The sequence below is a fragment of the Georgenia alba genome (assembly GCF_042665525.1).
Classification (GTDB): domain Bacteria; phylum Actinomycetota; class Actinomycetes; order Actinomycetales; family Actinomycetaceae; genus Allobogoriella; species Allobogoriella alba.
This window is the reverse complement of record NZ_JBHTCQ010000001.1, coordinates 1045570-1068647: the sequence shown is the minus strand read 5'-3', so window position 1 is coordinate 1068647 and position 23078 is coordinate 1045570. Positions and strand designations below refer to the sequence as shown.

Below are 23078 nucleotides of genomic sequence, written 5' to 3'. Positions count from 1 at the left end.
TCACCACCACACGTCGGTGCCGAGATACTCGGCGAGCGCCTCGTTGTGCGGCCGGAAGTACTCGGCAAGGCGTTCCCGGGTGGCCCCGGCCAGCCTGGGTCCACCCGTGGCCGCCATGTCGTTCGGAGCGAACCGTTCCGGAACCCATGGCTCCAACCCGGCGAACTCGACGACCCGTGCCACCGTCTGGGCGGGCCGGGCGTACATGTCCTCGGATCTGAGCACCAGGACGCGGTCCCGGCCGAGCGCCCGGTGGCAGCGGCGCACCTGATCGAGGTAGTGCCCGCGGGAGAGGTAGGAGCAGTGGCGCCAGGCGAACCCGACCGCCGACTCGTCCTGCTCGATGCGGCGCAGATCCGGCTCGACCCGCGCCGGCTCGAGGTCGATCGCCTCCTCGAACGTCGACGCGGTCTCGAAGCCGAGCCGGCGCTCATGGAGGTAGTGCGAGTGCGCCCGCCGCAGGGGATCCCGCAGCAGGAGCACCACCCGGACCTCCGGCAACGTCGCGGCGATCCGGCCGGGCGCGTGCGGGTGGAACATGTACCCCGGGCTCGCCTCGATGGTCAGCCGGTACCGCCCACGTCGCGCGAAGTGCCCGCCGTACCACGCCGGACCACGGTGATGCCGATCGTCGAAGAAGTGGAGCTCCTTGGTGAGTGGGACGCCGATCTCCGGGTGCCGCGCGAGCTGCCGGTCGAGATATGTCGTTCCAGCTTTCTGAGCGCCGGCGATGAGCAGGCCGGGTAGCTGACGCTCCCCCGGCAGCCGGCTTCGACCCCCGGCGACCAGACCCACCGCCGAGTCACGCGCGGCGATGATGCGGCGCCGGGTGCCCGGCGAGGTGAGTGGTTGGAGGATCCGCTTCGCCGTCCGCTCGAACTCCAGCAGCATCGTTCCTCATCGCCCCCGGCGGTCCAGCCGCGCCGAGCGGTCGAGGTCGAGAGTGACGACGGATGTCGCCAGGAGCAGGAGGCGACGCCGACGCTCGAGCGCACGGACCCCCACGGAACTGGGTGCGGGGAGAACCACGCCACCGAAGCGCCGGTGGTAACCGCGCAGTCCGGTCAGGATCTCGTCCAGCTCGGACTGCTCCCGTGCCAGCGGGGCGTTCGCCACGGCCGTCGCGCTCGAGCTGGAGGCCCGGTCGGACGGCCGCACCAGCTCCGCCGCATGCGTGACGATCTCGGGGCCGAGGTCCATACCGAACACCTCGTTCAGCGTGGCGGCCAGATCCGCGACGGTGCCGTGCGGGTCCTCGAGCAGGTCCTCGTAACGGACGAAATGGCAGGCCCGCCCGGCGAGGTTGCCGAGCGTTGCGCGGCTGTACCGCTCCCACAGGCCGAGCGCCATCGCCTCGCTGTAGCGGTTCCGGTGCCGGAGCGAGCGTGCCACGTGCCGGGGGGCTCGGCTCACCACGACGGCGAGGTCACCGAGGCCGCGATGGTCGTCCCACAGATCGAGCAACAGGCAGTGCGCGGGATCCTTGAGGAACCACGGCCGGTCCGCGAAGACGGACAGCACCTGGTCGATGCCGCGGGCGGCCAGCTCCCGCGAACGGGCCGAGTACCACATCGGTTCCTTCGGTGGTGCCGAGGCGAAACCCCGTTCACGGCGCAGGATCGCCCGGTGCAGCTCCACGAGTGGCCGCTGCTCCCAGTACCCGTCGGCGTTGAACCGGTCGCCGTCGAGCATCAGGTCGCGGGGCCCACCGTCGAGCCCGAGGCGGTCGAGCACACCGGTGACGACGGACGTCCCGGACCGGTGCATGCCGAGGACGTACGCCCCCCGCCCCGGAGCAGGACGCGTGCGCGTCGAGCGGCTGTGGTCCCGTTGTGCTGTCTCGTAGCGGGGCATGGCTCCGTTCGCCTCTCCTGGTCGATGGGTGGTGGGTGTGCTGCCAGCCGCCGTGCTCACCGTGGCGCGGACTCCGCCGTCGGCTCGGTGCGGAGGGAGGGCGGCGATGGGATGGCCGCCGGTTCCCTGTGGCTGCGCCGCAGGCCGGTCACGGCGCCGAACAGTCGTGCCCGTAGCGCCCATGCCCACCAGGCGAGCGGCTGGAGCACGCGGCCGAGCCCGCGCTGGACGGACGAGACGTTCCAGTGCGCGGCAGCCTCCGTGGCGAACGCGGTGTTCTCGGCGTGCTGGTGCCTGGAGTGTGCCGCCGAGAGACCCGCCGTGGACAGGCGGAACGCCGCCCGGCTCTCCGCCTGCCCGTACAGGTGGCCGCGCTCGAGCAGGCGGAGCCACAGGTCGATGTCCATCGGGAACGTGCGCCGGGTGTCGAACCCGCCGACGGTCTCGTAGTCGTCCCGCCGGAACATCACTCCTGCGGACTCCCCGATCGGGTTGATGCCCAGGGTCACCACCTGGCGGACCACCTCGGCGCCGGTCCGCCAACCGGTGAGCCCGTACAGCCCTCGGGCCGCCTGCAGCGTCCGGCCGTGCTCGTCGATGAAGTCGCGCCGGCAGGCGACGACCGCCAGCGCAGGATGCTCGGTGAGCATCGCCGCCTGGGTCGCGAGCATGCCCGGGTAGATCAGGTCGTCGGCACACACCACCTTGACCAAGTCGCCCCGCGCGTGGGACATCGCGAACCGCCAGTTCTGCGCCAGCGGCAGCAGCGTGGTGGTGGTGAGCACGCGGAGGCGCGGATCGTCCCACTCGGCCAGGACGGCAGCCGTGGCGTCGGTCGAGGCGTTGTTGACCGCCACCACCTCGAAGTCGACACCGGACTGGGCGAGGACGCTGCTGAGCGTGGCCCGCAGGAATCGCTCGCCGTTGTGGATCGGGATGACGATCGAGACGGTCGGTGCGTGCACCGCTCCCCCTTCAGCTCGCGACATCGGACAGCACCTGGAAGAAGTGACCGAACAGCGACGCGAGGCACGCCACGGTGAGGAACGCGATGGCGACGTCGAGCCGGCGCACCGCCGCCGACCGGCGCGGCAGCGGCGTGCGCTCGTCGGCACCGCCCGTCCCGGCGGACCGCTCGGCCAGCACGACCCGGGTGAGGCAGGCCACGAGGAAGGCGATCCACGTGATGGCCCCGAGCACGGCGGTCCACATCATGGGCCGGCCTCCCGGTCCTCACGCGCGAGCAGCAGCCGTCCGTCGTGCTCGTAGACCACCCGGTAGCCGTGGGCGAGGAGCCCGTCGGCGACCTGGCCGGTCCAGCCCGGCTCCATACCGTCGAGGATGACCCCTTCGCGGTCCTGCTGCGGGGTGATGACCACGTACTCGACCTCGTCCTGCTCGAGGCACGCGACCATCTGCTCCTCCGTGACGCAGGGGCGCTCCTCCGAGTCGAGCTCGTCCATGCCGCGCTGCGGGACGTCCGCGGCCGCGGCCATCTGCAGCGGGGTGGACCACCGCAGCACGACGATCGTCTCCCCCTCCCGTGCCTGGCCGTACGCGACGTCCATGACCGCCAGGTCACCGTCGGTGAAGGTGAGCCACGCGTCGTTGCCGCCCCGCAAGGCGAGGCAGCTCACCGCGAGCGCGCCGACGAGGACCGCCGAGACGACTCGAGCGAGGACGGCGCGCGACCTGAGCGCCTCGAGGGCGTAGCCGATGCCGATCGCCAGCCACGGCAGCGAGAAGAGGTAGCACCGCATGAAGATCTCGCCGCCGTACGGCTGGACGGCCGCGATGAGGAACGTCGAACCGGCCAGCACCGGGAGCGCCCACGTCCGGTGCGCCGCGCGGCGCAGCACGAGCCAGCCGACGAACGCGATCAGGCCCACCAGCAGGAAGACCCCGATCCGCCCGGAGGTGATGACCTGATGACCGAGGTCGCCCGAGACCCGGTCGGTGACGCCGGCGTTCAGAGACCCGCCGAAGTCACCGATGCCGCCGACGATCTTCTCGAGCTCGTTGACCCAGGTCTCCCGCGCGCCGAGGAAGAACCACACGGTCGGCGCAGAGAGCAGCATGATCGGCAGCCAGGCACTGGAGAGCCGCCCGAACAGCAGCAGGACCAGGGCCATGCCGGCGAGGACGAACGGCGAGAGCTGATGCGTCGGGGCCAGCGCGACCGCGAGGAGCAGCAGGAGCACGTGCGCGCGGATGCGGGTGCCCGGCGTCGTCGGCGGCACCGAGCGGCGCCAGGGCAGGATCCGGCCGCCGGTGGCGGGGCCGGGACTGGTGAGGTCGGAGACCATGATCGCGAGACCGGCGACGTACAGGCAGTAGGTGAGCGCCTGCGGCGAGAAGTAGTCCTGCTCGGTCCAGCTGGCGGCCAGGAAGAGCCAGACCGCCAGCCACGCGACACGGCCCGGACCGGCCACCGCCTGCGCGAGCGCGCCAACGCCGAGGGCGGCGATCCCGGTGAAGGCCACGGGCGCCAGCTCGATCATCCGGTCCACGCGTTCCAGGCCGGCCGCCTCGGCCCACATCTGGGTGACGGTGAACATGGCCGGCCAGGAGAACCGGATGTCGAAGTTGTGGATCACGTCCCCGGTCATCCCGATGTGCTCGGAGAAGCCGGCATGGATCCATCCCCACGGCAGGCGCGCGGGACCGTAGACCAGCGGCTGCGTGGCCGAGACGGAGAGCCAGAGCCCGATCGTGGCGAGGGCGAGCACGATCGTGCGTCGCTGCCCGAAGAGCTCCCACGCCCCGGCGGCACCGACCAGCACGATGCCGGTCAGGCACACCGGGGACAGCTTCGTGATCAGGCCGTAGCCGTCGAGCGTGTCCGGGTCCACCGGCTCCAGCCCCACGGCCCACAGCAGCACCCCGAGGAGGACCAGCGCCGCGGGTGCCAGGTCCTTCAGCAGGTGCGCGAGCTCCCGCCGCCGCTCGTGACGGTCCTGCGGGGTGGGCGCACCGTTCGGCGGGGCGGTCCCGCGCTCGGGGAACAGATCACCCAGCGTCACGCGCTGCTCGTCCAGTCCGGTGCTCATCGTCGTTCGACCCTCGCCAGGTCGACGGCCGCGCCGACGGCGCACAGGACCTGCCAGCAGACGTACAGCACGCCGATCGTGGTGACGTCCGGCGTCACCAAGGCCGCGACCATGAGCCCCGCGGCGTTCACCACGTGGAGCAGCCCGAGGCGGAACCCGCGACCGGCGCCAGTGTGCACGGCGACGACGATGAGCACCGCCGCACGCGCGGCGAAGCCGAGCAGCACCCAGCGCAGCAGTGGCGTCATCGAGAGGTAGCTCGCGCCGAACAGGCCCATGATCACGTCGGCGAGCAGCGCGGCCAGGGCGAGCGTGGGCACCAGGACCATGGCCACCCGGACGGCGAGGTGGCGGATGAGGCCGCGGCGGTCGTCCGCGTCCGCGGCGATCCGGATGGCGAGCGAGTTGCCGAACCCGGTGGTGGCGAACTCGAGGGCCTGCAGGCCGGTCCACACCACGAAGAACGCAGCGCCGACCTCGGTGCCGAACCGTGCGATCGCCACCAGGGGGATGACGTTGCCGGCGACCGACACGGCAAGGTGCGCGGTGTACGCCGGCCCGACGAGGCCTGCCACCTCCTGGCGGCCCGGCAGCAGCGCGGGCCCGGTGGCGCGGCGGGCCCGGCGAAGCATGAGGGTGGTCACGACGACCACGCCGATGACCACCGGCACCACCCAGGACAGGACGATGCCGAGCGCGCCGAGCAGGGGCGCCAGAGCCACCAGCAGCCCGATGCGGACGACGGCGAACGTGACGTTCTCGACCGGGACCCACCGCGCCCACCCGAGGCCGGTGAGCGCGTCGTCCTGCAAGCTGAACAGCGCCCAGGAGACGGCGCCGAGCACGAACAGGCCCCCTGCCGCCAGCCACGGCAGCGGTTCGGAGGCGGCCGGGATGGTGCCCGGCTGGACGAGGAACCACACGGCGGCCACCACCAGGCCGAGGGCGACCGTCACGACGAAGCACCGCGTCACCAGGGTGGCCCCGGCGGAACCCGCTCGGGGCAGCCAGCGCAGCAGCCCGAACGCCAGGCCGAGCTCGGAGATCGCGGCGACCATCTTGAAGGCGTTGACGAAACCGGAGGCCTCACCGACCTGGGCCTGCGGGAGCATCCGCGCGGCGATCAGCCAGCCGAGCAGTCCGGCGAGGGCGGTGACGGTGGCGCTCCCGCCGAGGGCCGCACCATCCGCGAACATGCCCCCGCGGCCGCCGCCCCGCCGCGCAGACACGGTCTCCTCCCGGGCGGTCGCCGTCGCCGTCACGAGGTGTCACCCGAGCGCCGGTCGCGGCGCCGAGCCAGACGGATCACGAGGCCGACGGCGGTGAGCACCTCCAGCGCCAGCATGACGGCCGCCGGCTCCCACCAGTTCGTGAGCAGCATGACCATGGCGAGCAGGATCGAGATCGCGACGCTCGCGGCGATCACCACCGTCCACCGGCGGGGCGCGGGGTCCTGGGCGCGCGCGAAGAGCACCCAACCCGGCGCCGTGCACACGAACACCAGCAGGAGGGGCAGCCGCGCCGACGGCGGGCCGTCGGTGACGCTCAGCGCAACCGTCGCCAGGGTCACCACGAGCAGCGCCAGCGTGACGTGCCGGGGCGCCTCGCCGGGCCGGTCGACGGCCGGGCCGGGGGCGAGATCGGCGGGCCGCGGCGCCGCCGCGCTCACAGCAGGTCCACCGCGCGCTCGGCGATCGCGTGGGCCGCCCGCCGCGCCGGCCACGCGGCAGGGACGCGGAGTGCGGTCGGCGTGACGCCCTCGAGTGCACGGCGCAGGACCTCACCCTTGGCACCGAAGTGCTCGTCAAGCCCGATCAGGCCGGCTTCGGCCAGCCTGGTCAGCACCAGGCGAGAGGGCTCCGGAAGCCGGGCGACCACGTTGCCCAGGATGCGCCGCACCACCCCGTCGGTGTCCCGCCGGACGAGCTCGAGGTGGGGCCCGTCCCACGGCTCGACGAGGCACACCGCGGCGAGCGGTGCGCTGGCCGCGACCTTCTCCGCCGGCAGGAACGTCCGCGGGTGGACGACCACGCCGTCGGTCCGGCCGTTCGTGAACCGCAGAGCCCGGTCGGCGAGGCGGCCGGCCGGGGACCGGGGCGCGAACAGGTGCGGGAAGTACGCCCGATCGGACTGCTCCAGCATCATCTGGCCCGCGTACCCGAGCAGGCGCCCGTCAGCTCCCAGGAACGCCCAGTCGTCGCCCATGAGGGCCACGTGCTCGGACGCCAGCATGCTCGCGACGACTGCGGCACGGGCCGCGGTGCCCCAGGCGGGGATGAAGAGGCCACGCCCTCCGACGGCGAAGCTCGCGCCGCGGACCAGGGCGGCACCACGCCCCGCCGCCACCGCATCGACCAGAGGAAGCACCGCGGTGACGAGCTCGCCGCGACCGCTCAGGTCGAAACGGTCGCCGACGCGCCGCACGTGCACCCGGCCAGCGAGCGCGTCCACGCCGCCGTCGGTGATCCGCAACGCGTCGCGCGGGCCGCCGTGGGCACGCAGCCGGACGCTCGATCCGAGGCCGACCGCGATGTCCGGCCGCGCCCCGGAGGGTGGTGCGGCGTGGAACGGCAGCAGCTTCTCCCGGAAGAGATGCTCGGCCGGCGTGTTGGACTCGACCGCGACGGTCGCGTACCCGTGGATGTCGAACCAGGTGGGCCGTGCGGTGCCCGTGGTCGCCGTCGAGGGGGTGTCCTCGTTGGACGGCCGCGCCGATGCGAGGGCATGCAGCTCGGTCATGGTCTCCTCCTCACCGGGTCGGCAGCGCCACCACGAGGGTGCGTCGAAGGACGGTGCGGGTCAGCGGGTCCAGACTCGTGCTCACGGCGTGAGGGTGGGTGCCGCGAGCCGGAGCCGGTCCCCGCGCGGGACACCCGCGAGCGCCTCGCTCTCTCGGCGCTCGACGTCACGGAATCGCCAGATCTCGCGGCCTGAGGCGAACCGGGAGCGGAGGATGGCCTTGAGCACCCGGTAGCCGTCGCTCCAGGTGCGCAGGTTCGTCTCCCCGTGGATGCGGTCGAGCTCCAGGGACGGCACCTCGGCGATGCGCATCCCGGCGAGCTGGGCGTGGCAGAGGATCTGCGCCTCGATCTCGAAGCCGTCCGCGTACAGCGCGAGCGACGGAAGGACTCGACGGCGGAAGCCGATGAAGCCGTAGCACAGGTCGGACATGTTGGACCGGAAGGCGACGTTGTACAGCGTGCACAGGCCGCGGTTCCCAGCCGCGCGGAGGGGGGTGAGGTCGGTCGAGCCGCCTCCGCAGGCGGCCCGCGAGCCCTTCACGACGTCGAACCCGCGCTCGAACATCGCGATGAACGCGGGAATCTCGCGCGGATCCATGCTGCCGTCCGCATCGATGGCCACGATGTTCTCGCGGCTCGCCGCGGCGAAGCCGGCGCGCATGGCGGCGCCCTTGCCGTTGCGGCCCTGACGAATGATGACGGCGTCCGGCCACTGCTCGAGCACCGCCTCGACGGTGCCGTCGGTGGACTCGGAGTCCACCACGATGAGCTCGGCGACGGGCGGCATCACCTTGAGCACCTCGGCGATGTTGAGCGCCTCGTTCATGGTCGGGATGACCACGCTCACGTCGAGCGCGTCGTCGCGTACGCGTGGCGTGCGGGTCGAGTCGAGATCGTCCACCGAACGCATCGGCTGGACGGCGGTGCCGTAGGTCGTGGTCACAAGTTCCCCCCTGGATCTGGACCCTCGTCCCGCGCCGTCACCCGCGGCGACGGTGGTGCGGAACGTCCGGTTGCCTTGCCCAGCATCTTGCGGGAGCCGGGCCGTGACAGCTGGTCCAGATCCCGGCATTTGATCGAGTCCTGAGGCTCGCGTCCGGAAGCCTCTGAACGGCCTCAAATCGGCTCGGTCCGCGGGCGCTTTCGCGGCCTCCGCGTTCACAGTCTCGAGGTGGGCGGCTCGTGACCGGTCGTCCCGTCGGATGCCTCGACGGGCCCGCGGCCCGCCATCTGTCGTCACCCTCGGTCGCCCTGCACCGCCGCGCGGCCGGGCCCGGACTGGAGCGAAGAGATGAACCTGCGAGACGTCGCTGCGTATGTGGCGGCCGTCGGCATGACGGCCGCGGTGGTCGTGACGGCCGGCGCGTCCCCGGCACCGGCCGACCGGGCGGGCGGCCGCGTGCCGGTCGGACCGCAGTCACCGGCCCGGGTCACGTCCGGTCCGGGCGCCGTCACGAGCGCGCGGCTCGATGACGTGACCTACGGGCAGTACGCGACCGCCCGGACCGACCTCGCCTGGTCGGTGCCCGACACCTGGACGGCCGGTGATCGCATGGCCGTCGCACTGCCGTCGGTCCTCGACGCCACGTCGATCGTCCCGTTCGAGCTCATCGCCGAGGACGGGTCCGTCGCTGCGGACGTCGTGGTCGAGGACGGGACGCTCGTCGCGACGTTCACCGAGTACATCGACCGCCACACCGATGTCAGCGGCACCGCACACTTCACGACCCGGTTCGACCAGTCCGAGCTGATGTTCACCGACGGTGTCATGGTCCTCGACGTCTATCCGGGGCAGACCGTCACGATCGAGCAACATGTCGGCGGGCCGGTTCGTCCCGAGAACGCCTACGCCTGGTGGGTGGGCGGCCAGGGGGTGGCGACCGCTCTGCGGCCCGACGGGGCGCTCGTCGACCCGGACGGCCCCCATGCCGTCTGGGGCGTCAACCTCCGAGCCGGCGCCTGGACGGAATCGGTGACCGAGGTGACGCTCGACGACGACCTCGAGCTCTGCGAGGACGGCGAGCTCCTCTTCCCCGGCGGGCGTCTGCTGGCCCGAGGCCTCGGCACGGGAGCCGAGTGGGGTTCGAGGGCGGTCCCGGCCCAGGTCGAGGTGTCTGCGACGTGCGCCGGTCGCGTACCCACCTTCGTGGTCACCGCGCCGAGGGGTGTGCTCGACGGACTCCAGCTCCGGCTGGACTTCCCGGTGCGGCACCGCACGAACGCGAGTGGTGAGCCGGTGCACGGGCGGGACGACACGGTCGGGTTCAAGGACGGCTACACGGCGGCCGCGACGACGACCGTCGACGGCGCCGAGATCGTCACCTCCGACGTCGACGACCTCGTCTACCAGCGCCCCGAGGGCTCGGCGTCCGCGACGCCGGTGACCGCGCACGCGCGAGAGGTGAGCGCCTATCACAAGGCGCCCGCCTGACGGGCAGCGCGTGCGGTCAGGTCCCGGTCAGGCCTCGGGTGCGGCCCCGAGCATGTGGTCGGCGTAGTCACGCAGCGTGATGCGCCGCTGCGTCCACAGGTCGATGTTCGGCACGGCCGGCGCCGGCCGCACGAGGCCGTCGAGCGAGTCGGCCCGGAACGGCAGCCGCAGCCCGCTGCGCTCGGCGAGGCGCAGCGCCGTGCCGAGCAGGCGGCCCGGCACCGGGGCGACGCGCATGCTCGCCGAACCGGTCGCGGACCTGCGCAGGCCGCGCAGCACCTCGTCGAACGGGACGCGGCGCCCGTTGGCGACGCCGGCCATCCGGGTCGTCACGGGCCGCTGCGCCGTCACCGAGAGGACGCAGCGCGCCATGTCGTCCTCGTGCACCGTGTACTGGTAGGGCTCCGGCCGCAGCACCGGGGCCACCGGGAGGGTGGCGAGTGTGGTCAGGGCGCCCGCCATGCCGCCGCCGCCGTCGCCGTAGACGAGGCCGAGGCGCAGCGAGGTGCCCCCGAGCTGGGTGGTGAGATGCTCGCACGCCAGCTTGGTACGGCCGTAGATCTGCGTGGTCCCCTCGTACGCGGACATCGAGGAGATCAGGACGAGGGAGCCGACCCCGGCCGTCCGTGCGGCCTCGAAGAGCCGTTCCGTGCCCAGCAGGTTGACCCGGCGGATCTCCGCCTCGTCGATGAGCCGGAGGTCGTACGCGCAGTGCACCAGCGCGTCGAGCCCTTCGAACAGCGCCGGGCCCGGCGCGGAGGTGAGGTCGTAGGGGCGGTGCTCGACCGCCGGGTCGGCGGGAGCGGAACGCTGCAGCGCCACCACGTGCCACCCGGCCTGACGGAAGTGCCGCGTCAGCACGGTGCCGACGTAACCGCCGGCGCCGGTGATGCCCACCACCCGTGCGTCAGGCACGCAGCGCCTCGCTCGCGATCCGGTGCGCGTTCGCCATCACGGTGAGGGTGAACGTGGTCGACGGGACGGACGGGAGCACGGCGCCGTCGATGAGGTGGACGCCTGGCAGGCCGTCCACGCGGCCGAGCAGGTCGGAGCCCTGGCCGTGCGGGAAGGTCGACCCGAAGTGGTAGCTCTTGGCCGGCCCGGACGGGGTGACCATCGGGAGCACCGGGTACAGGTCCAGCCGGGGCGCCACCTGGGCCAGCCGGGCGAGGACCTTGCGCAGCAGGGGCTTCTCGGCGGTCCTGACCTGGACGGACACCTCGGCCAACCGGTCGCCCCGGCCGCGCTCGAGCCGGAGGGTGAGCTGCGGCGCCTCCCAGGACGGCAGGTATCCGAAGCCGGCGGTGAGCCGGCCCAGCAGCTCACCGGCCGCCCGGTCCATCACCTTCGCCCGGAGCGGCGCCGGCAGGGCACCCGCGATGGCCGGGTTGTACGGGTAGCAGTGGATCTGGGAGGTCGTGTAGGCGCGGTGGTCGAACTCGACGAGCATGTTGAACTGGTTGAGGGTGAAGTCGCCGCCGGGGTTCCGGCGCGGGTCGCCGGTGCTGGTCGCGGAGACGAACGGCACCAGGAACTGCATGGACTCCTGGAGCGGAACAGCGGCCGGAGGGTTGTCCATCGACGACAGCACGATCCGGCTGGTCCCGATCGCGCCGGCGCCGACGAGCACGCGGTCCGCCGAGAGGCTGAACGGGGATCCGGTGGCGAGCTCGACGCCGGTCACCGCGGGCCGGTCACCGCCCCGCACGCGGGTGACGAGCATGTCCGAGAGGTACCGGATCCGGCCGGCGCGGATCAGCCGCTCGAAGGTGTGGCTGGCCGAGTAGATCAACCCGTACGGACATCCCGTCATGCACAGTCCGCACCGGACGCACGGCGCGGACGCCAGCGCGATCCGTGCCTTGCCGACGACGACGCCCGCGCGCCGGATCGCCTCCCGGTGCCGGGCGTACCGGTCCAGGACGCGTCCGGTCCGCGCGGAGACGGGCGGCAGCGGCCCGCTGGGCCCCAGCAGCGGGAACTCCTCGGCGTAGTCGTCCTCCTCGGCCGCCAGCGGCACCTCGGCGAGCACCGCCCGGTAGTGCGGCTCGATGTCCGTCCAGGACACCGGCCAGCTGTCGAACGTGCTCCGCGAGAACGGCATCGCCTGGGCACCCCAGACGTTGGAGAACCCGCCGAGCGCCCCGGACACCGGTGCCGTGTTGCCACCCGTCGGCAGCAGGACGCCGTCCTGCTGGCCGCGGTCCCGGAAGGCGAAGTCCGAGCCGTACGCACGCTTCTGCGGGATCCGCCCGGCACCGACGCGCACCGGCTGCTCGGAGATCGTCTCGACGTCCCGCGCCGACCATCCGGCGGCGTCCTGGCCCGCCAGCCGCGCGACGGCGGAGCGGGCGTCGTCCTCGAGTCGTTCACCGATGTCGACGACGGTGACGGACTGGGACTCATCGGCGCACAGCGCCAGCGCGGCGCCCGCGGCGGACGGGCCGGAGCCGACGATCAGGTTCTCCACGCCGGCTCCTCCACGCCACGGGCCGGGGCGGGCCGCGCGGTCACCTCGTCGGGCGCGGCGGCGGACGGTCTCTCGAGCCCGGTGCTGAGCTGCGGCCTGCGCCGGCCCAGCGCGAGCTCCACCTTTCCGACCAGGTGCCCGGCACCGGCCAGGCCCAGGCCGGTGACCGCCACCGCGAAGTGCTGCAGGGGCCGGACGTCCCGGCGTGCGGCGGCACGCAGGGCACGCGGCAGGGACCGCGCCACGCCGAGCGCGAAGCGCAGCTCGGCGCCGATGTTGCCCGCCTCGCCCATGTCGGCCACCGAGGCCACCTTGCTGCGGTTGACGACGAAGCAGCGCCGGGAGAAGTACTGCCAGGTCAACCGGTTCGCGCTGACGAAGTGGTTGACCCGCGCCTTCGGCTCGTAGATGACGGCGTCCGGCCCGTAGGTGTGGGCGATGTTGTGCGAGAGGTCCTGATCGTCGTGGTCGTCCGCGTGGAAGCCGCCGAGCGCGACGAACGGCGCGCGCCGCACGCTCATGTTCGCCCCGATGAGATGGCGGACTGGGGCCAGGGTCTCCGGCAGTCCCTCGTAGTGGCAGCCGAAGACCCAGTTGAAGGACTCGGGCAGCCAGGCCGGCCGGGGCGCCTCGTAACGCGGCCGCGGCGCGCCGCCGACGGCGTAGATGCGTCGGTCCGCATAGACCGCGAGCAGGGTCTCGAGCCAGTCCGGCTCGGCCGCGGCGTCGTCGTCCAGGAACGCGACGACGTCCGCGGTGCAGTGCTCGATACCCGTGTTCCGGGCGGACCCGAGCCGGCCCGGATACCGGTTCTCGACGACGACGGGAACCGGGCCGTCAGTGGCTACCGGTTCCGCGCCCCACTCGGCGGCGCACCGCTCGAAGAGCGCGCGGTTGTGGTCGACGCTGATGACCAGCCGGCCCGGGCGGCGGGTCTGGGCACGCACCGACCGCACCGCCGCCACCAGGAGCTCCCAGCGGTCGAGGGTGTAGCAGCAGATGACGACGTCGACCGTCAGGTCGCTGTGGTGAGGTGCCATGTCATCGGCAGCCTAGGTGTGCCACGGCGAGCCGCCAGCCCACGGGCCGGACTTGACGTTCTTCAGAGCCTCGGGCGGGTTTCGGAGCCTCGGGCAGTCCTACGCGATGCCGAGCGGGTCACCGGGGGTGAAGCCCGGGAAGATCTCGGCGAGGTTGGCGCCGTTGCCGAGGCGGGCGGTGACGATCTCCGCGAGCGCCTGCCGGTAGTCGACCGAGACCGGCACGTCGCCCAGCACGAGGTTGGAGGCGCGCAGCGACGGGACGGACCCGTAGACCCGGCCCCCGTTGATCCCGCCACCGAGCACGAACATCGTGTTGCCCTGGCCGTGGTCCAGGCCGCCGGAGCCGTTCTCCGCCACCCGCCGCCCGAACTCGCTCATCGTGACGACCGTCGTGGTGGCCCACCGCTCGCCCAGGTCCTCGCGGAACGACGCCAGCCCCTGGGCAAGGTCGCGGGACCGGCTGGAGAACCAGTCGCCGGAGTTGACGGCCTGCCCGAGCCGGGCGTGCATGTCCCAGTCGTCGATGTCCAGGCACGCGACCTCGACGCCGACGCCGGCCTTCGCCACCTTGGCGACCTCGGCCAGCCCGCGACCCCAGGCCGAGTCCGGGTAGGTGACGCCCGGCGCCGTCGAGACGCCCATCTCACGGACGCTGCGGACGTGGTCGATCGCCTCGAACGTGGTGTCCGCCTGCTCCGCGACGGCCCCACCGGCGGCCCCGTACATCTCGTCGAGCACGGCCCTGACCCGGCCCCGCGCAGCCGGCGTGTGGGTGCGCAGGTCGAACGAGTCGAGGCTGGACATCGCCAGGGTGTCCATGGCGGTGGTCGCCAGGGAGAGCACCGAGGCGCTCCCCACGGTCACGCCACGGAGCGTCCCGGTCTGCGCGGACGAGGTCTGCAGGTGGCGGCCCAGCCAGCCGGACCGCACGTTGGCGGGCGCCGCCCGCTCGACGGCCGCCTGGTCGTCGAAGTGGGACCGGCTGATCTCCGGGGAGCCGGAGCCCTGGACGACGGCGAAGTCGCCGGCGTCCCACAGCGGCCGCAGCGCCGCCATGTTCGCGTTCAGTCCCCAGGTGTCGTCCAGGGCGATGGTCTGCTCCGGACGGACGGCGATCGTGGGCCGCGCGGCGTAGTACGCGGAGTCGCCCACCGGCGCGACGGCGGACAGCCCGTCGAACCCGCCCCGCATGAAGACGCACACGAGGAGGTCGCGTGCGGTGGTGCCGTCGCCGGTCGCGGCGAAGGAGTAGCGCGGCATGAGCGAACCGGCGAGCAGGCCACCGATCCCGGCGGCGGCCCCGGCGAGGACGTGGCGGCGGGAGATGTGGCGTGGGCCGCCGTCGACGTGCTCGACGTCGGTGAGCTCGGGCAGGGAGAAGTTGTCCGTGACGAAGCCGTCCGCCTCGCACGGGCTCATCGCACGGCGCTCGCCGTCGACGTCCACGACGAGGGTGTCCCGGGCGTCGTCGTGATGGTGCAGGGGCGTGACGACGTCTTCCCGGAGCAGTGCCGCTCCGCGCGTGAACCGCGTCTTCCGCCGGGTCTGGGTCATGTCGCACTCCGCTCTATCGCAGGAATCCGTAGGGGCTCGCGAACACGAGCTGGAGGGCGTCCTTGATGTGCCAGGTGACGGAGTGCTCGGTGATCACGTCCGACGGGCCGACCGCCCGCTCGCCACCGTTGCCGAGCATGGCGGCGACATCCTCCAGGTGGGCGCGTGGCCAGGTGAATCCCGTCAGGTGCTGCGTGATGCGCTCGGCCGTCCGAAGCACGTTGTCGCCCAGCCCGATCTCGAGGACCTGCGCCCAGTCGGTGACGCCGGACTCGGACGCGTCCCCCTTGACCGCATGCACCGTGCCGTTCCACATGGCGAGCGTCCGGTTCGGGGACCGCCAGTACGGCGCGGTGTCGGGATACCCGTCCACGCCCGGCCACCCGCGCGGCAGGTGCTGGCCGAGGCCGACCAGCCAGCCGTAGGCGCCGGTGTCGAACTCGCGGTTGGCCCCGACCCGGCCGTCGGGAACGAACTCGGCCGGACGGGCCGCCCGCGCGATCGTCATCACGTACTCGAGCGGCCGCTTCCACTTCCGGCCCGCCGAGGTGCGGAACTCCTCGTGGGTGAGCGTCGCCCGGACGAGGCTCGCGATGGAGGTGTCGCCGTCGAGGTAGGCGGCGGCGAGGTCCTCGACCACCGCCGCGGAGGGTGCGTCGCTGATGTACCGGACGGCGAACCGACGGGCGAGCCTGAGGGCGGTGGCCTCGTGGTGGGCGAGGTGGTCGACGTACTCGGCCAGGACGGTGGGCCCTGCCTCCGCGGAGGCGTTCGGGTGGGCGAAGCCCATGATCTGCAGAGCGCCGACGTGGTGCCGCTCCGGCACGAACGCGTACTCCAGCGTGTCCCAGTCGATGGTGTGGCCGGTGAGCAGGAGCGCGGACTGCCGCACGTCCTCCTCGGTGTAGTGGCCCGACCCGACCGTCATCAGCTCGAGCAGCTCACGGCCCAGGTTCTCGTTCGGCGAGTCCTTCGTGCTGTGCTGGTTGTCGAAGGACCGCAGCACGGCGGGGTGCCGGAGGGCCGCGTGCAGCAGCTCGTTGAAGGGGCCGAGCGCGTGCCGGCGCAGCGTCTGGTCCCAGTCCGGCGAGAACGGCGCGCCCTTCCCGGCGAGGGGGACGTAGATGTGGTCGGAGAGAGTCTCGACGACGGTCTCGAGCAGGACCCGCTCGGTGAACCGGGCACGCGCCAGAAGGGCGATGCGGACCTGGTACTCGGCGAGGAACGGACGGCCTCCGGTGGCGTTCTCCAGCTGGGCAGCGGGCAGTCGCGACCACGGGAAGTACCGGCTGACGTAGTCCTCGAGGCGGGAGTCGCCGATGCCCTCCGGCTCCAGCTGCCGGTCGATCCACGCATGCGTGCCCATCGCCGCGATCCTGGCGGCGATCTCGGCGGTGGGGGCGTGCGCGGCGCGGCGGGCCAGGTGCCAGGCGGCGGTGGTGGCGAGCGGGAGTGAGGACGTCGTCCCGGACGTCGAGAGGTCGGAGCCGGCCGGCGCCGGTTCGTCCACGGTGTCGTCGGCCAGCGGCTCTGCCGTCGCACCCGAGTCGGTCTGGCCGGGCTCGGCGTCCGGCGCGGGCGCGGTGGGCGGGGCGGGCGCGGTGTCGACACCGCCCGGCTCGCTGTCACTGCTCGGCATGTCTGCTCCTCGCCGTCCGGGACGAAAGGGCGCGGCAGCCCACACGGCCACCGCCCCCCGGACCCGGCGCAGACGGAACCGGGCGGCGCACGAGGTTGTCAACGTCACGGGCGAGGCTTCGTGGGGCCCGCCGCCGGAGACCTCTGACGTGTCTCAACTGGCACGCGGTCGCGCGCGGCCCATCGGCATAGTCGGGAACACCTGCCGCGCGCACGCCGGCGATGCGGCGGGGGTCGGCGGGCCTGCAGACGCCCTGTGCCGGCCGGGCCGTACTCCCAGGGACCGCTCGGCCGGCACAGGAGCAGGCCCGTGCGGCTAGCCCTCGGTGCCGAGCCGGTAGCCGACCCCGCGGACGGTCTCCACCACACCAGGGACGCCGAGCTTGCGGCGGATCGAGCTCACGTGCACCTCGAGCGAGCGTTCCAGGCCCTTCCAGCCGGAGCCCCAGACCTCGTGCAGCAGGCTCTCCCGGGTGACCACGGCGCCGTCGCGCCGCGCCAGGGCGGCCAGGAGCTCGAACTCCATGCGGGTCAGGCGAGCCAGCCGACCGTTGGTCAGCCTGACCTTGTGGGCGGCGACGTCGATGGCGATGCCGCGGACCTCGACACGGTCCTTCGGCTCGTCCGGAACCCGACCCGCCTGCCGGCGGCGGAGCACCGCCTCGATCCGGGCGACCATCTCGCGCACGTCGAAGGGTCTCGTGACGAAGTCGTCGGCGCCCGCCTCCAGGCCGCGGATTCGGGCGGATACCCCGGAGCTGCCGGCCGTCATGATGATCGCGGCGTCCGCGGCCCGGCGCACCCGGCGGCAGACGGTGAGGGCGTCCATGTCGGGCAGCGCGATGTCGAGGAGCACCAGGTCGGTGCCGGGGCGCAGCTGCTGGAGCGCGGCGGCTCCGCTGCGTGCCCGGAGGACGTTCAGCCCACGCCGTTGCAGGGCGTGCGAGAGCGCGACGCCGAGCTGCTCGTCGCCCCCGACCACCATGACCTGCACCGCGTGCCCCCCAATCGCCGCGCGCTGAGCACACCAACCGGAGCCGTTTCCCGCACGTCGACGGGGTGGTGGTTGAGCAACTTCAGATCTTGAGGATTTCCTGAGGTTGGTCCCAGGGGGTGAGATCTCCGGGCCTGCCGGAGGGACCCGACCGGGTCAGGTCGCACGGCGGCAATGTCCGATGCCGCGCTTCCTCGTCCTCCGCTGGAGACGGGTCTGTTCGCCCGACCTCCGCATAGACGTTCGTCAGCGGCGGCGAGCGATCTCGTACAGCGCGATGCCGGTGGCCACGGCGGCGTTGAGCGACTCCACCGCCTGCGCGATCGGGATGGACGCGACGACGTCGCAGGTCTGGCGGACCAGGCGGGACAGGCCCTTGCCCTCCGAGCCGGTGACCAGCACCAGTGGCTCGGTGGCGAGCTCGAGCTCGCCGACCCCGACCGGCCCCTCGCCGTCGAGCCCGACGACGAAGCAGCCGGCGTCCTTGAGCTGCTCCAGGGCCCGGACCAGGTTGGTCGCCCGGGCCACGGGCACGCGCGCCGCGGCCCCCGCCGAGACCTTCCACGCCGTCGCGGTCACCGCGGCCGAGCGACGCTCGGGGATCAGCAGGCCGTCGGCGCCGAAGGCACCGGCGCTGCGCAGCACGGCACCGAGGTTGTGCGGGTCCGTCACGCCGTCGAGGGCGACGACGAGGGCGGGACGGTCCGACCTGTCCGCCGCGGCGAGCAGGTCGGCGACGTCGCGGTACTCGTACGGGGGGACCTCGATCGCGACGCCCTGGTGCACGGCGCCGTCGGTGAGGTGATCCAGGTCGGTCCGAGAGATCTCGACCAGCGGAGCGCCCAGTGCCGTGGCGGTGCGCACCACCTCGGCGACGCGCTCGTCGGTGGCCTTGCCCGCGGAGAGCAGCACCCGCCGCAGCGGCACGCCCGCACGGACCGCCTCGGTGACGGGGTTGCGGCCCGCGATCAGCTCGCTCTCGGCGTCGATCCCGACGGCGGCGCGCACCTTGCCGGCACGCTGTGCGCCCGCGTTCTCCGTGCGCTGCCGCGACTCGCGCCGCTCGGCCGCGGCCTTGCGCTTCGCCGCCGGGTGGTACGGACGGTCCTCCGCCTTCGGGGTCGGGCCTCGCCCGCGCAGGGCCTTGCGACCCTGACCGCCGGACCCGACCGTCTGGCCCTTCTTGCTTCCCGGCTTGCGGATCGAGCCGCGGCGGCGGGAGTTGCCGGCCATCATCGACCTCCAAGGTGCCAGCGGGCCCCGTCCGGGGAGTCCTCGACCACGACGCCGGCCGCGGCGAGCCGGTCCCTCAGCGCGTCGGCCCGCGCCCAGTCCCTGGCGGCGCGTGCCTCGTCACGCTCGGCGAGCACAGCCGTGACCAGCGCGTCGAGCGCGGCCCGTTCCGCCGAGCCGCCGCCGGAGCCGCGCCACGGCTCGGCGAGCGGGTCCAGGCCCAGGACGTCGAGCATGGCCCGGACGTCTCTCTGCGCGGTCCGTACCGCCGCGGCATCTCCCTGGGCGAGTGCCGTGTTGCCGGCGCGCAGGTGCTCATGGATGACCGCGAGGGCGGCGGAGACGTTGAGGTCGTCGTCCATCGCGGCGGCGAACCCGGTGGGCAGGTCGTCCGCGCCGAGTCCGGCGACCTCCTCGGCCGGTACCTCCCCGACCAGGTCGGCGGCGCGGCTGACGAAGCCGGTGAACCGGTCCCACGAGGTGGCGGCCTCCGCCGTCGTGACGTCGGAGAACTCGACCGTGGAGCGGTAGTGCACGGTGCCGAGGGCGTACCGCAGGACCGCTGCCGGGACGTGCCGGAGGACGACGCCGACCACGAGGGAGTTGCCGAGCGACTTGCTCATCTTCTCCCCGCCGGTGGTCACCCAGGCGTTGTGCAGCCAGAACCGGGCGAAGCCGTAGCCAGCGGCGTGGGACTGCGCCTGCTCGTTCTCGTGGTGCGGGAACCGCAGGTCGATGCCGCCACCATGGATGTCGAAGGTCTCGCCGAGGTAGCGGCGGGCCATCGCCGAGCACTCCAGGTGCCAGCCGGGCCGGCCGCGCCCGAACGGGGTGGTCCAGGAGGCGGTCGCCGGCTCGTCGGGCTTGGCGGCCTTCCACAGCGCGAAGTCGTGGGGGTCGCGCTTGTCGGAGGCGGCCGGCTCCTCCTCGGCGACCATGTTCTCGAGGGTCTGACGGGTGAGGGAGCCGTACTCCGCCAGCGAGCGGACGTCGAACCAGACGTTGCCCTCGTCACCGGTGTAGGCGTGACCGCGCTTGAGCAGGGTCTCGACCAGGGAGACCATCTCCGGCACGTGACCGGTGGCGCGCGGCTCGTACGTGGGCGACTCGACCCCGAGGGCGTCGTACGCCGCGGCGAACTCACGCTCGAACCGGTACGCCCACGCCCACCACGGGGCGTCCGCCTCGGCGGACTTGGTCAGGATCTTGTCGTCGATGTCGGTGACGTTGCGGACCAGCGTGACGTCCAGGCCCCGACGACGCAGCCACCGCACGAGCACGTCGAAGGCGATCGCGGCGCGGACGTGCCCCACGTGCGGTGAGCCCTGCGGCGTCGGGCCGCACAGGTAGATGCCGACCTTGCCGGGCTCGAGCGGCTCGAACGGGCGCACCGACCGGGTGGCGGAGTCGTAAAGGCTGAGGCTCACCACGCCAGGCTACCTGCGCACCACGGCGCGGTTTCGTCACCGTCCGGGCACCCGGGGCCGCTACGGTTCGCCCGTGACGAACCCCTCGGATCCGGGCCGCGCGCCCGCCGCTCCCGCACCGGATCTCCCGGAGTCGCCCGCCCCACGCCGCGTGGTCGCCGCGTGGAGCCTGTGGGACTTCGGGTCCAACGCGTTCAACACGGTCATCCTGTCCTTCGTCTTCTCGGTGTACGTCACCGGCACCGTCGCGGCCGACCCCGAGCAGGGTCAGCAGGTGTACGCCAACTCCCAGACGATCGCCGGGATCCTCGTGGCGCTCCTCGCGCCCCTGATGGGCGCCTGGGCGGACCGGGTGCGCAACCGGCGCCTGCTGCTGACCGTCTCGACGCTGCTGGTCGTCCTCACGATGGCGGCGATGTGGTTCGTCCGTCCCGAGCACGGCTACCTGCTGCTCGGCGTCACCCTCATCGCGCTGGCGTCCGTCATCGCCGAGATCGCGACGGTGTTCTACAACGGCATGCTGCACGTCATCGCGACGCCGTCGACGGTCGGCCGGATCTCCGGGACGGCGTGGGCGCTGGGGTACGTCGGCGGCGTCGTCGCCCTCGTCATCGCGCTGTTCGGGATGATCCTCGACGGCGGCATGCTGGGACTGCCCACGCAGGAGGCGCAGAACGCCCGCGCCGTGGCGCTGCTGTGCGCGGGCTGGTTCGCCGTCTTCTCGGTGCCGCTGATGATCTGGGGGCCCGCCGACGTGCCCGAACGGGAGCTCGACCGTGAGCCGTTCGGGGTGGTGCGCACCTACCGCGAGATCGTCCGCAGGGTGGTGCGCATGTGGCACGAGGAGCGTCGCATCCTGCATTTCCTGGTCGCGTCGGCCGTCTACCGGGACGGGCTGGGAGCGATCTTCTCCTTCGCGGGTGTGATCGCGGCGAGCTCGTACGGGATGGACACGGTCCAGGTGGCGATCTTCGGCATCGCGGCCAATGTGGTCGCGGCCGCCGGGACGTGGGTGTTCGGCCGGGTGGACGACCGCATCGGGCCCCGTCCGATCATCATCGGCACGCTCGTCGCGATGATCGTCTTCGGCCTGGTCATCATCGCGTTCGACGCCACCGCCGTCTTCTGGGTCTGCGGCCTGGCGATCGCCTCCCTCGTGGGTGCGGTCCAGTCCGCGTCCCGGACGTTGCTCACGCGCATCGTGCCGCCGAAGGACGTGAACGAGACGTTCGGCCTGTACGCGACGGCCGGCCGCGCGGTGAGCTTCCTCTCCCCGTTCCTCATCGGCGTCTTCACCGCCATGGGCGGCGCCCGGCTCGGCATGCTCGGCATCGTGGTGACCCTCGCCCTCGGGCTGGCGGCCTTCCTCCCGCTCAAGACCCCCCGCCTCTGACCGCGACTCGTCAACCCTGTGACGACTCGGCGGGGGTCAGGGGCGGGTGAGGAGAGCGGTCGCGATGGCGGCGACGCCCTCGCCGCGGCCGGTGAGCCCCAGCCCGTCGGTCGTCGTGGCGGAGAGCGAGACGGGCGCACCGAGCGCCGCCCCCATCGCCTGCTCGGCCTCGGCGCGACGCGAACCGACCCGGGGCCGGTTGCCGATCACCTGGACGGCGACGTTGCCGATCTCCCAGCCGGCCCCGCGTACCCGACGGGCCGACTCGCCCAGCAGCGCCGCGCCCGACGCGCCGGCCCAGGCAGGATCGTCCGTGCCGAACTGGGTGCCGAGGTCGCCGAGGCCGGCGGCGGAGAGGATCGCGTCGCATGCGGCGTGCGCTGCGACGTCGGCGTCGCTGTGCCCCGCGAGTCCGGTCTCGCCCGGCCAGTCCAGGCACGCCAGGCGCATCGGCCTTCCGGAGCCCTCCGGGGCGAAGGCATGCACGTCCGTGCCGATGCCGGTGCGCAGGTCCATGACGTTCATGGTGTCTCGCGGAGGAGGAGCTCGGCCAGCGCGAGGTCGCGAGGGGTGGTGATCTTCAGGGCGCGTTCGTCGCCGGGCACCACCCACACCGGCTCGCCGAGAGCCTCGACCAGTCCGGCGTCGTCGGAGACGGCGGACTCCTCTTCCGCGGCGAGGTGAGCGCCACTCGCGTGCGCACGCACGAGCAGGGCGCGGTCGAAGCCCTGTGGCGTCTGGACGGCACGGAGGTCGGCACGGTCCACGGTGGCGGCGACCGGGGCGGCGCCGTCGGGCTGGACTGGGCCGACCCGCTTGACCGTGTCGGTGACCGGCAACGCCGGTACGACGGCGCCACGCCCCGAGCGGACGGCCGCCTCGACGGCGTGGACGAGGGTGGGCGGGGTGAGGCACCGGGCGGCGTCGTGCACGAGCACGACGTCGACGTCGTCGTCCAGGGCGGCGAGACCGGCGGCTACCGAGGCCTGCCGGGTGTCACCGCCGGGCACCACCCGGACCGGGAGCCTGGTGCCGGGCACCACATCGCCCGGGAAGCACGCCGCGAACGTGGTGACCTCGGCCACCGGGACGGTGACGACGAGCCCGCTCAGGCATCCGGCGTCGGCGAGGCCGCGGGCGGCGCGGACGACCAGGCTCACGCCGTCGAGCTCGACGAGCCCCTTCGGCATGTTCCGGCCCAGTCGGGTGCCCGAGCCGGCCGAGGTGAGGACGGCGACCGAGGCCATCAG

General features: G+C 73.0%; 21 protein-coding genes. 2 read left to right on the top strand and 19 right to left on the bottom strand.

Going from position 1 to position 23078, the window contains the following annotated elements:
* The 9 genes from ACFQQL_RS05070 to ACFQQL_RS05030 form a co-directional block, all read right to left on the bottom strand.
* Complete coding sequence (locus tag ACFQQL_RS05070; protein WP_382391891.1) at positions 1-891, bottom strand: sulfotransferase domain-containing protein; 891 nt, start codon at positions 889-891, stop codon at positions 1-3.
* A 6-nt stretch (positions 892-897) separates the two neighbouring features.
* Positions 898-1767, bottom strand: coding sequence for a hypothetical protein (locus tag ACFQQL_RS05065; protein ID WP_382391889.1), 870 nt, complete (start codon positions 1765-1767; stop codon positions 898-900).
* Positions 1768-1910: 143 nt separating this feature from the next.
* A complete protein-coding gene (locus tag ACFQQL_RS05060; protein ID WP_382391887.1) occupies positions 1911-2819 on the bottom strand; it encodes a glycosyltransferase family 2 protein in 909 nt (302 codons plus the stop codon).
* Positions 2820-2829: 10 nt separating this feature from the next.
* On the bottom strand, positions 2830-3069 hold the full coding sequence (locus ACFQQL_RS05055; protein ID WP_382391885.1) for a hypothetical protein: 240 nt from the start codon (positions 3067-3069) through the stop codon (positions 2830-2832).
* Positions 3066-4904, bottom strand: a complete 1839-nt coding sequence (locus ACFQQL_RS05050; protein ID WP_382391883.1) for a hypothetical protein — start codon at positions 4902-4904, stop codon at positions 3066-3068. Before ACFQQL_RS05050 ends, ACFQQL_RS05055 begins: the two co-directional genes overlap by 4 nt.
* Positions 4901-6133 (bottom strand): polysaccharide biosynthesis protein, encoded by a 1233-nt coding sequence (locus ACFQQL_RS05045; RefSeq protein WP_382391881.1) that lies wholly within the window; start codon positions 6131-6133, stop codon positions 4901-4903. Before ACFQQL_RS05045 ends, ACFQQL_RS05050 begins: the two co-directional genes overlap by 4 nt.
* 29 nt (positions 6134-6162) lie before the next feature.
* Positions 6163-6573 carry a hypothetical protein gene (locus tag ACFQQL_RS05040; RefSeq protein WP_382391879.1) on the bottom strand — a complete coding sequence of 137 codons (411 nt, stop codon included), beginning with the start codon at positions 6571-6573 and terminating at the stop codon, positions 6163-6165.
* Positions 6570-7643, bottom strand: coding sequence for a hypothetical protein (locus ACFQQL_RS05035; RefSeq protein WP_382391877.1), 1074 nt, complete (start codon positions 7641-7643; stop codon positions 6570-6572). The genes ACFQQL_RS05040 and ACFQQL_RS05035 overlap by 4 nt, the downstream gene beginning before the upstream one ends.
* Before the next feature lie 81 nt (positions 7644-7724).
* Positions 7725-8588: a glycosyltransferase family 2 protein gene (locus tag ACFQQL_RS05030; protein WP_382391875.1), complete on the bottom strand. Its 864-nt coding sequence runs from the start codon at positions 8586-8588 to the stop codon at positions 7725-7727.
* A 348-nt stretch (positions 8589-8936) separates the two neighbouring features.
* On the opposite strand from ACFQQL_RS05030, the gene ACFQQL_RS05025 reads away from it, so the two are divergent.
* Complete coding sequence (locus tag ACFQQL_RS05025; RefSeq protein ID WP_382391873.1) at positions 8937-10076, top strand: Ig-like domain-containing protein; 1140 nt, start codon at positions 8937-8939, stop codon at positions 10074-10076.
* 27 nt (positions 10077-10103) lie between these two features.
* Here ACFQQL_RS05025 and ACFQQL_RS05020 read toward each other — a convergent pair whose 3' ends face one another.
* From ACFQQL_RS05020 to cysS, 8 genes are all read right to left on the bottom strand, one after another.
* Complete coding sequence (locus ACFQQL_RS05020) at positions 10104-10991, bottom strand: NAD-dependent epimerase/dehydratase family protein (protein ID WP_382391871.1); 888 nt, start codon at positions 10989-10991, stop codon at positions 10104-10106.
* Complete coding sequence (locus ACFQQL_RS05015) at positions 10984-12546, bottom strand: hypothetical protein (protein ID WP_382391869.1); 1563 nt, start codon at positions 12544-12546, stop codon at positions 10984-10986. The genes ACFQQL_RS05020 and ACFQQL_RS05015 overlap by 8 nt, the downstream gene beginning before the upstream one ends.
* Positions 12534-13586, bottom strand: a complete 1053-nt coding sequence (locus tag ACFQQL_RS05010) for a glycosyltransferase family 2 protein (RefSeq protein ID WP_382391867.1) — start codon at positions 13584-13586, stop codon at positions 12534-12536. The genes ACFQQL_RS05015 and ACFQQL_RS05010 overlap by 13 nt, the downstream gene beginning before the upstream one ends.
* A 99-nt stretch (positions 13587-13685) precedes the next feature.
* Positions 13686-15143, bottom strand: coding sequence for a DUF1501 domain-containing protein (locus ACFQQL_RS05005; protein WP_382391865.1), 1458 nt, complete (start codon positions 15141-15143; stop codon positions 13686-13688).
* Between the two features lie 13 nt (positions 15144-15156).
* A complete protein-coding gene (locus ACFQQL_RS05000) occupies positions 15157-16782 on the bottom strand; it encodes a DUF1800 family protein (RefSeq protein ID WP_382391863.1) in 1626 nt (541 codons plus the stop codon).
* A gap of 315 nt (positions 16783-17097) precedes the next feature.
* Complete coding sequence (locus tag ACFQQL_RS04995; RefSeq protein WP_382391861.1) at positions 17098-17766, bottom strand: winged helix-turn-helix domain-containing protein; 669 nt, start codon at positions 17764-17766, stop codon at positions 17098-17100.
* Between the two features lie 255 nt (positions 17767-18021).
* Positions 18022-19008 (bottom strand): 23S rRNA (guanosine(2251)-2'-O)-methyltransferase RlmB, encoded by a 987-nt coding sequence (rlmB, locus tag ACFQQL_RS04990; RefSeq protein ID WP_382391859.1) that lies wholly within the window; start codon positions 19006-19008, stop codon positions 18022-18024.
* On the bottom strand, positions 19008-20435 hold the full coding sequence (gene cysS, locus ACFQQL_RS04985) for a cysteine--tRNA ligase (RefSeq protein ID WP_382391857.1): 1428 nt from the start codon (positions 20433-20435) through the stop codon (positions 19008-19010). The genes rlmB and cysS overlap by 1 nt, the downstream gene beginning before the upstream one ends.
* A 73-nt stretch (positions 20436-20508) precedes the next feature.
* Here cysS and ACFQQL_RS04980 point away from each other — a divergent pair, with 73 nt between their 5' ends.
* Positions 20509-21828 (top strand): MFS transporter, encoded by a 1320-nt coding sequence (locus tag ACFQQL_RS04980; protein WP_382391855.1) that lies wholly within the window; start codon positions 20509-20511, stop codon positions 21826-21828.
* A 36-nt stretch (positions 21829-21864) separates the two neighbouring features.
* Here the strand turns inward: ACFQQL_RS04980 and ispF are convergent, their stop codons facing one another.
* Both ispF and ispD read right to left on the bottom strand, forming a co-directional pair.
* Positions 21865-22344, bottom strand: a complete 480-nt coding sequence (gene ispF / locus ACFQQL_RS04975) for a 2-C-methyl-D-erythritol 2,4-cyclodiphosphate synthase (RefSeq protein WP_382391853.1) — start codon at positions 22342-22344, stop codon at positions 21865-21867.
* Positions 22345-22349: 5 nt separating this feature from the next.
* Positions 22350-23075, bottom strand: coding sequence for a 2-C-methyl-D-erythritol 4-phosphate cytidylyltransferase (ispD, locus tag ACFQQL_RS04970; protein ID WP_382391851.1), 726 nt, complete (start codon positions 23073-23075; stop codon positions 22350-22352).
* Between the last annotated feature and the right edge of the window lie 3 nt (positions 23076-23078).

Bases quoted from the DNA above. Each gene is read 5' to 3' on its own strand.
- ACFQQL_RS05005 (WP_382391865.1), bottom strand. From the start codon at position 15,143: ATGACCCAGACCCGGCGGAAGACGCGGTTCACGCGCGGAGCGGCACTG.
- ACFQQL_RS05010 (WP_382391867.1), bottom strand. From the start codon at position 13,586: ATGGCACCTCACCACAGCGACCTGACGGTCGACGTCGTCATCTGCTGC.
- ACFQQL_RS05065 (WP_382391889.1), bottom strand. From the start codon at position 1,767: ATGCACCGGTCCGGGACGTCCGTCGTCACCGGTGTGCTCGACCGCCTC.
- ACFQQL_RS05055 (WP_382391885.1), bottom strand. From the start codon at position 3,069: ATGATGTGGACCGCCGTGCTCGGGGCCATCACGTGGATCGCCTTCCTC.
- ACFQQL_RS05035 (WP_382391877.1), bottom strand. From the start codon at position 7,643: ATGACCGAGCTGCATGCCCTCGCATCGGCGCGGCCGTCCAACGAGGAC.
- ACFQQL_RS05050 (WP_382391883.1), bottom strand. From the start codon at position 4,904: ATGAGCACCGGACTGGACGAGCAGCGCGTGACGCTGGGTGATCTGTTC.
- ispD (WP_382391851.1), bottom strand. From the start codon at position 23,075: ATGGCCTCGGTCGCCGTCCTCACCTCGGCCGGCTCGGGCACCCGACTG.
- ispF (WP_382391853.1), bottom strand. From the start codon at position 22,344: ATGGACCTGCGCACCGGCATCGGCACGGACGTGCATGCCTTCGCCCCG.
- ACFQQL_RS05070 (WP_382391891.1), bottom strand. From the start codon at position 891: ATGCTGCTGGAGTTCGAGCGGACGGCGAAGCGGATCCTCCAACCACTC.
- rlmB (WP_382391859.1), bottom strand. From the start codon at position 19,008: ATGGCCGGCAACTCCCGCCGCCGCGGCTCGATCCGCAAGCCGGGAAGC.
- ACFQQL_RS05000 (WP_382391863.1), bottom strand. From the start codon at position 16,782: ATGCCGAGCAGTGACAGCGAGCCGGGCGGTGTCGACACCGCGCCCGCC.
- ACFQQL_RS04995 (WP_382391861.1), bottom strand. From the start codon at position 17,766: ATGGTGGTCGGGGGCGACGAGCAGCTCGGCGTCGCGCTCTCGCACGCC.
- ACFQQL_RS05025 (WP_382391873.1), top strand. From the start codon at position 8,937: ATGAACCTGCGAGACGTCGCTGCGTATGTGGCGGCCGTCGGCATGACG.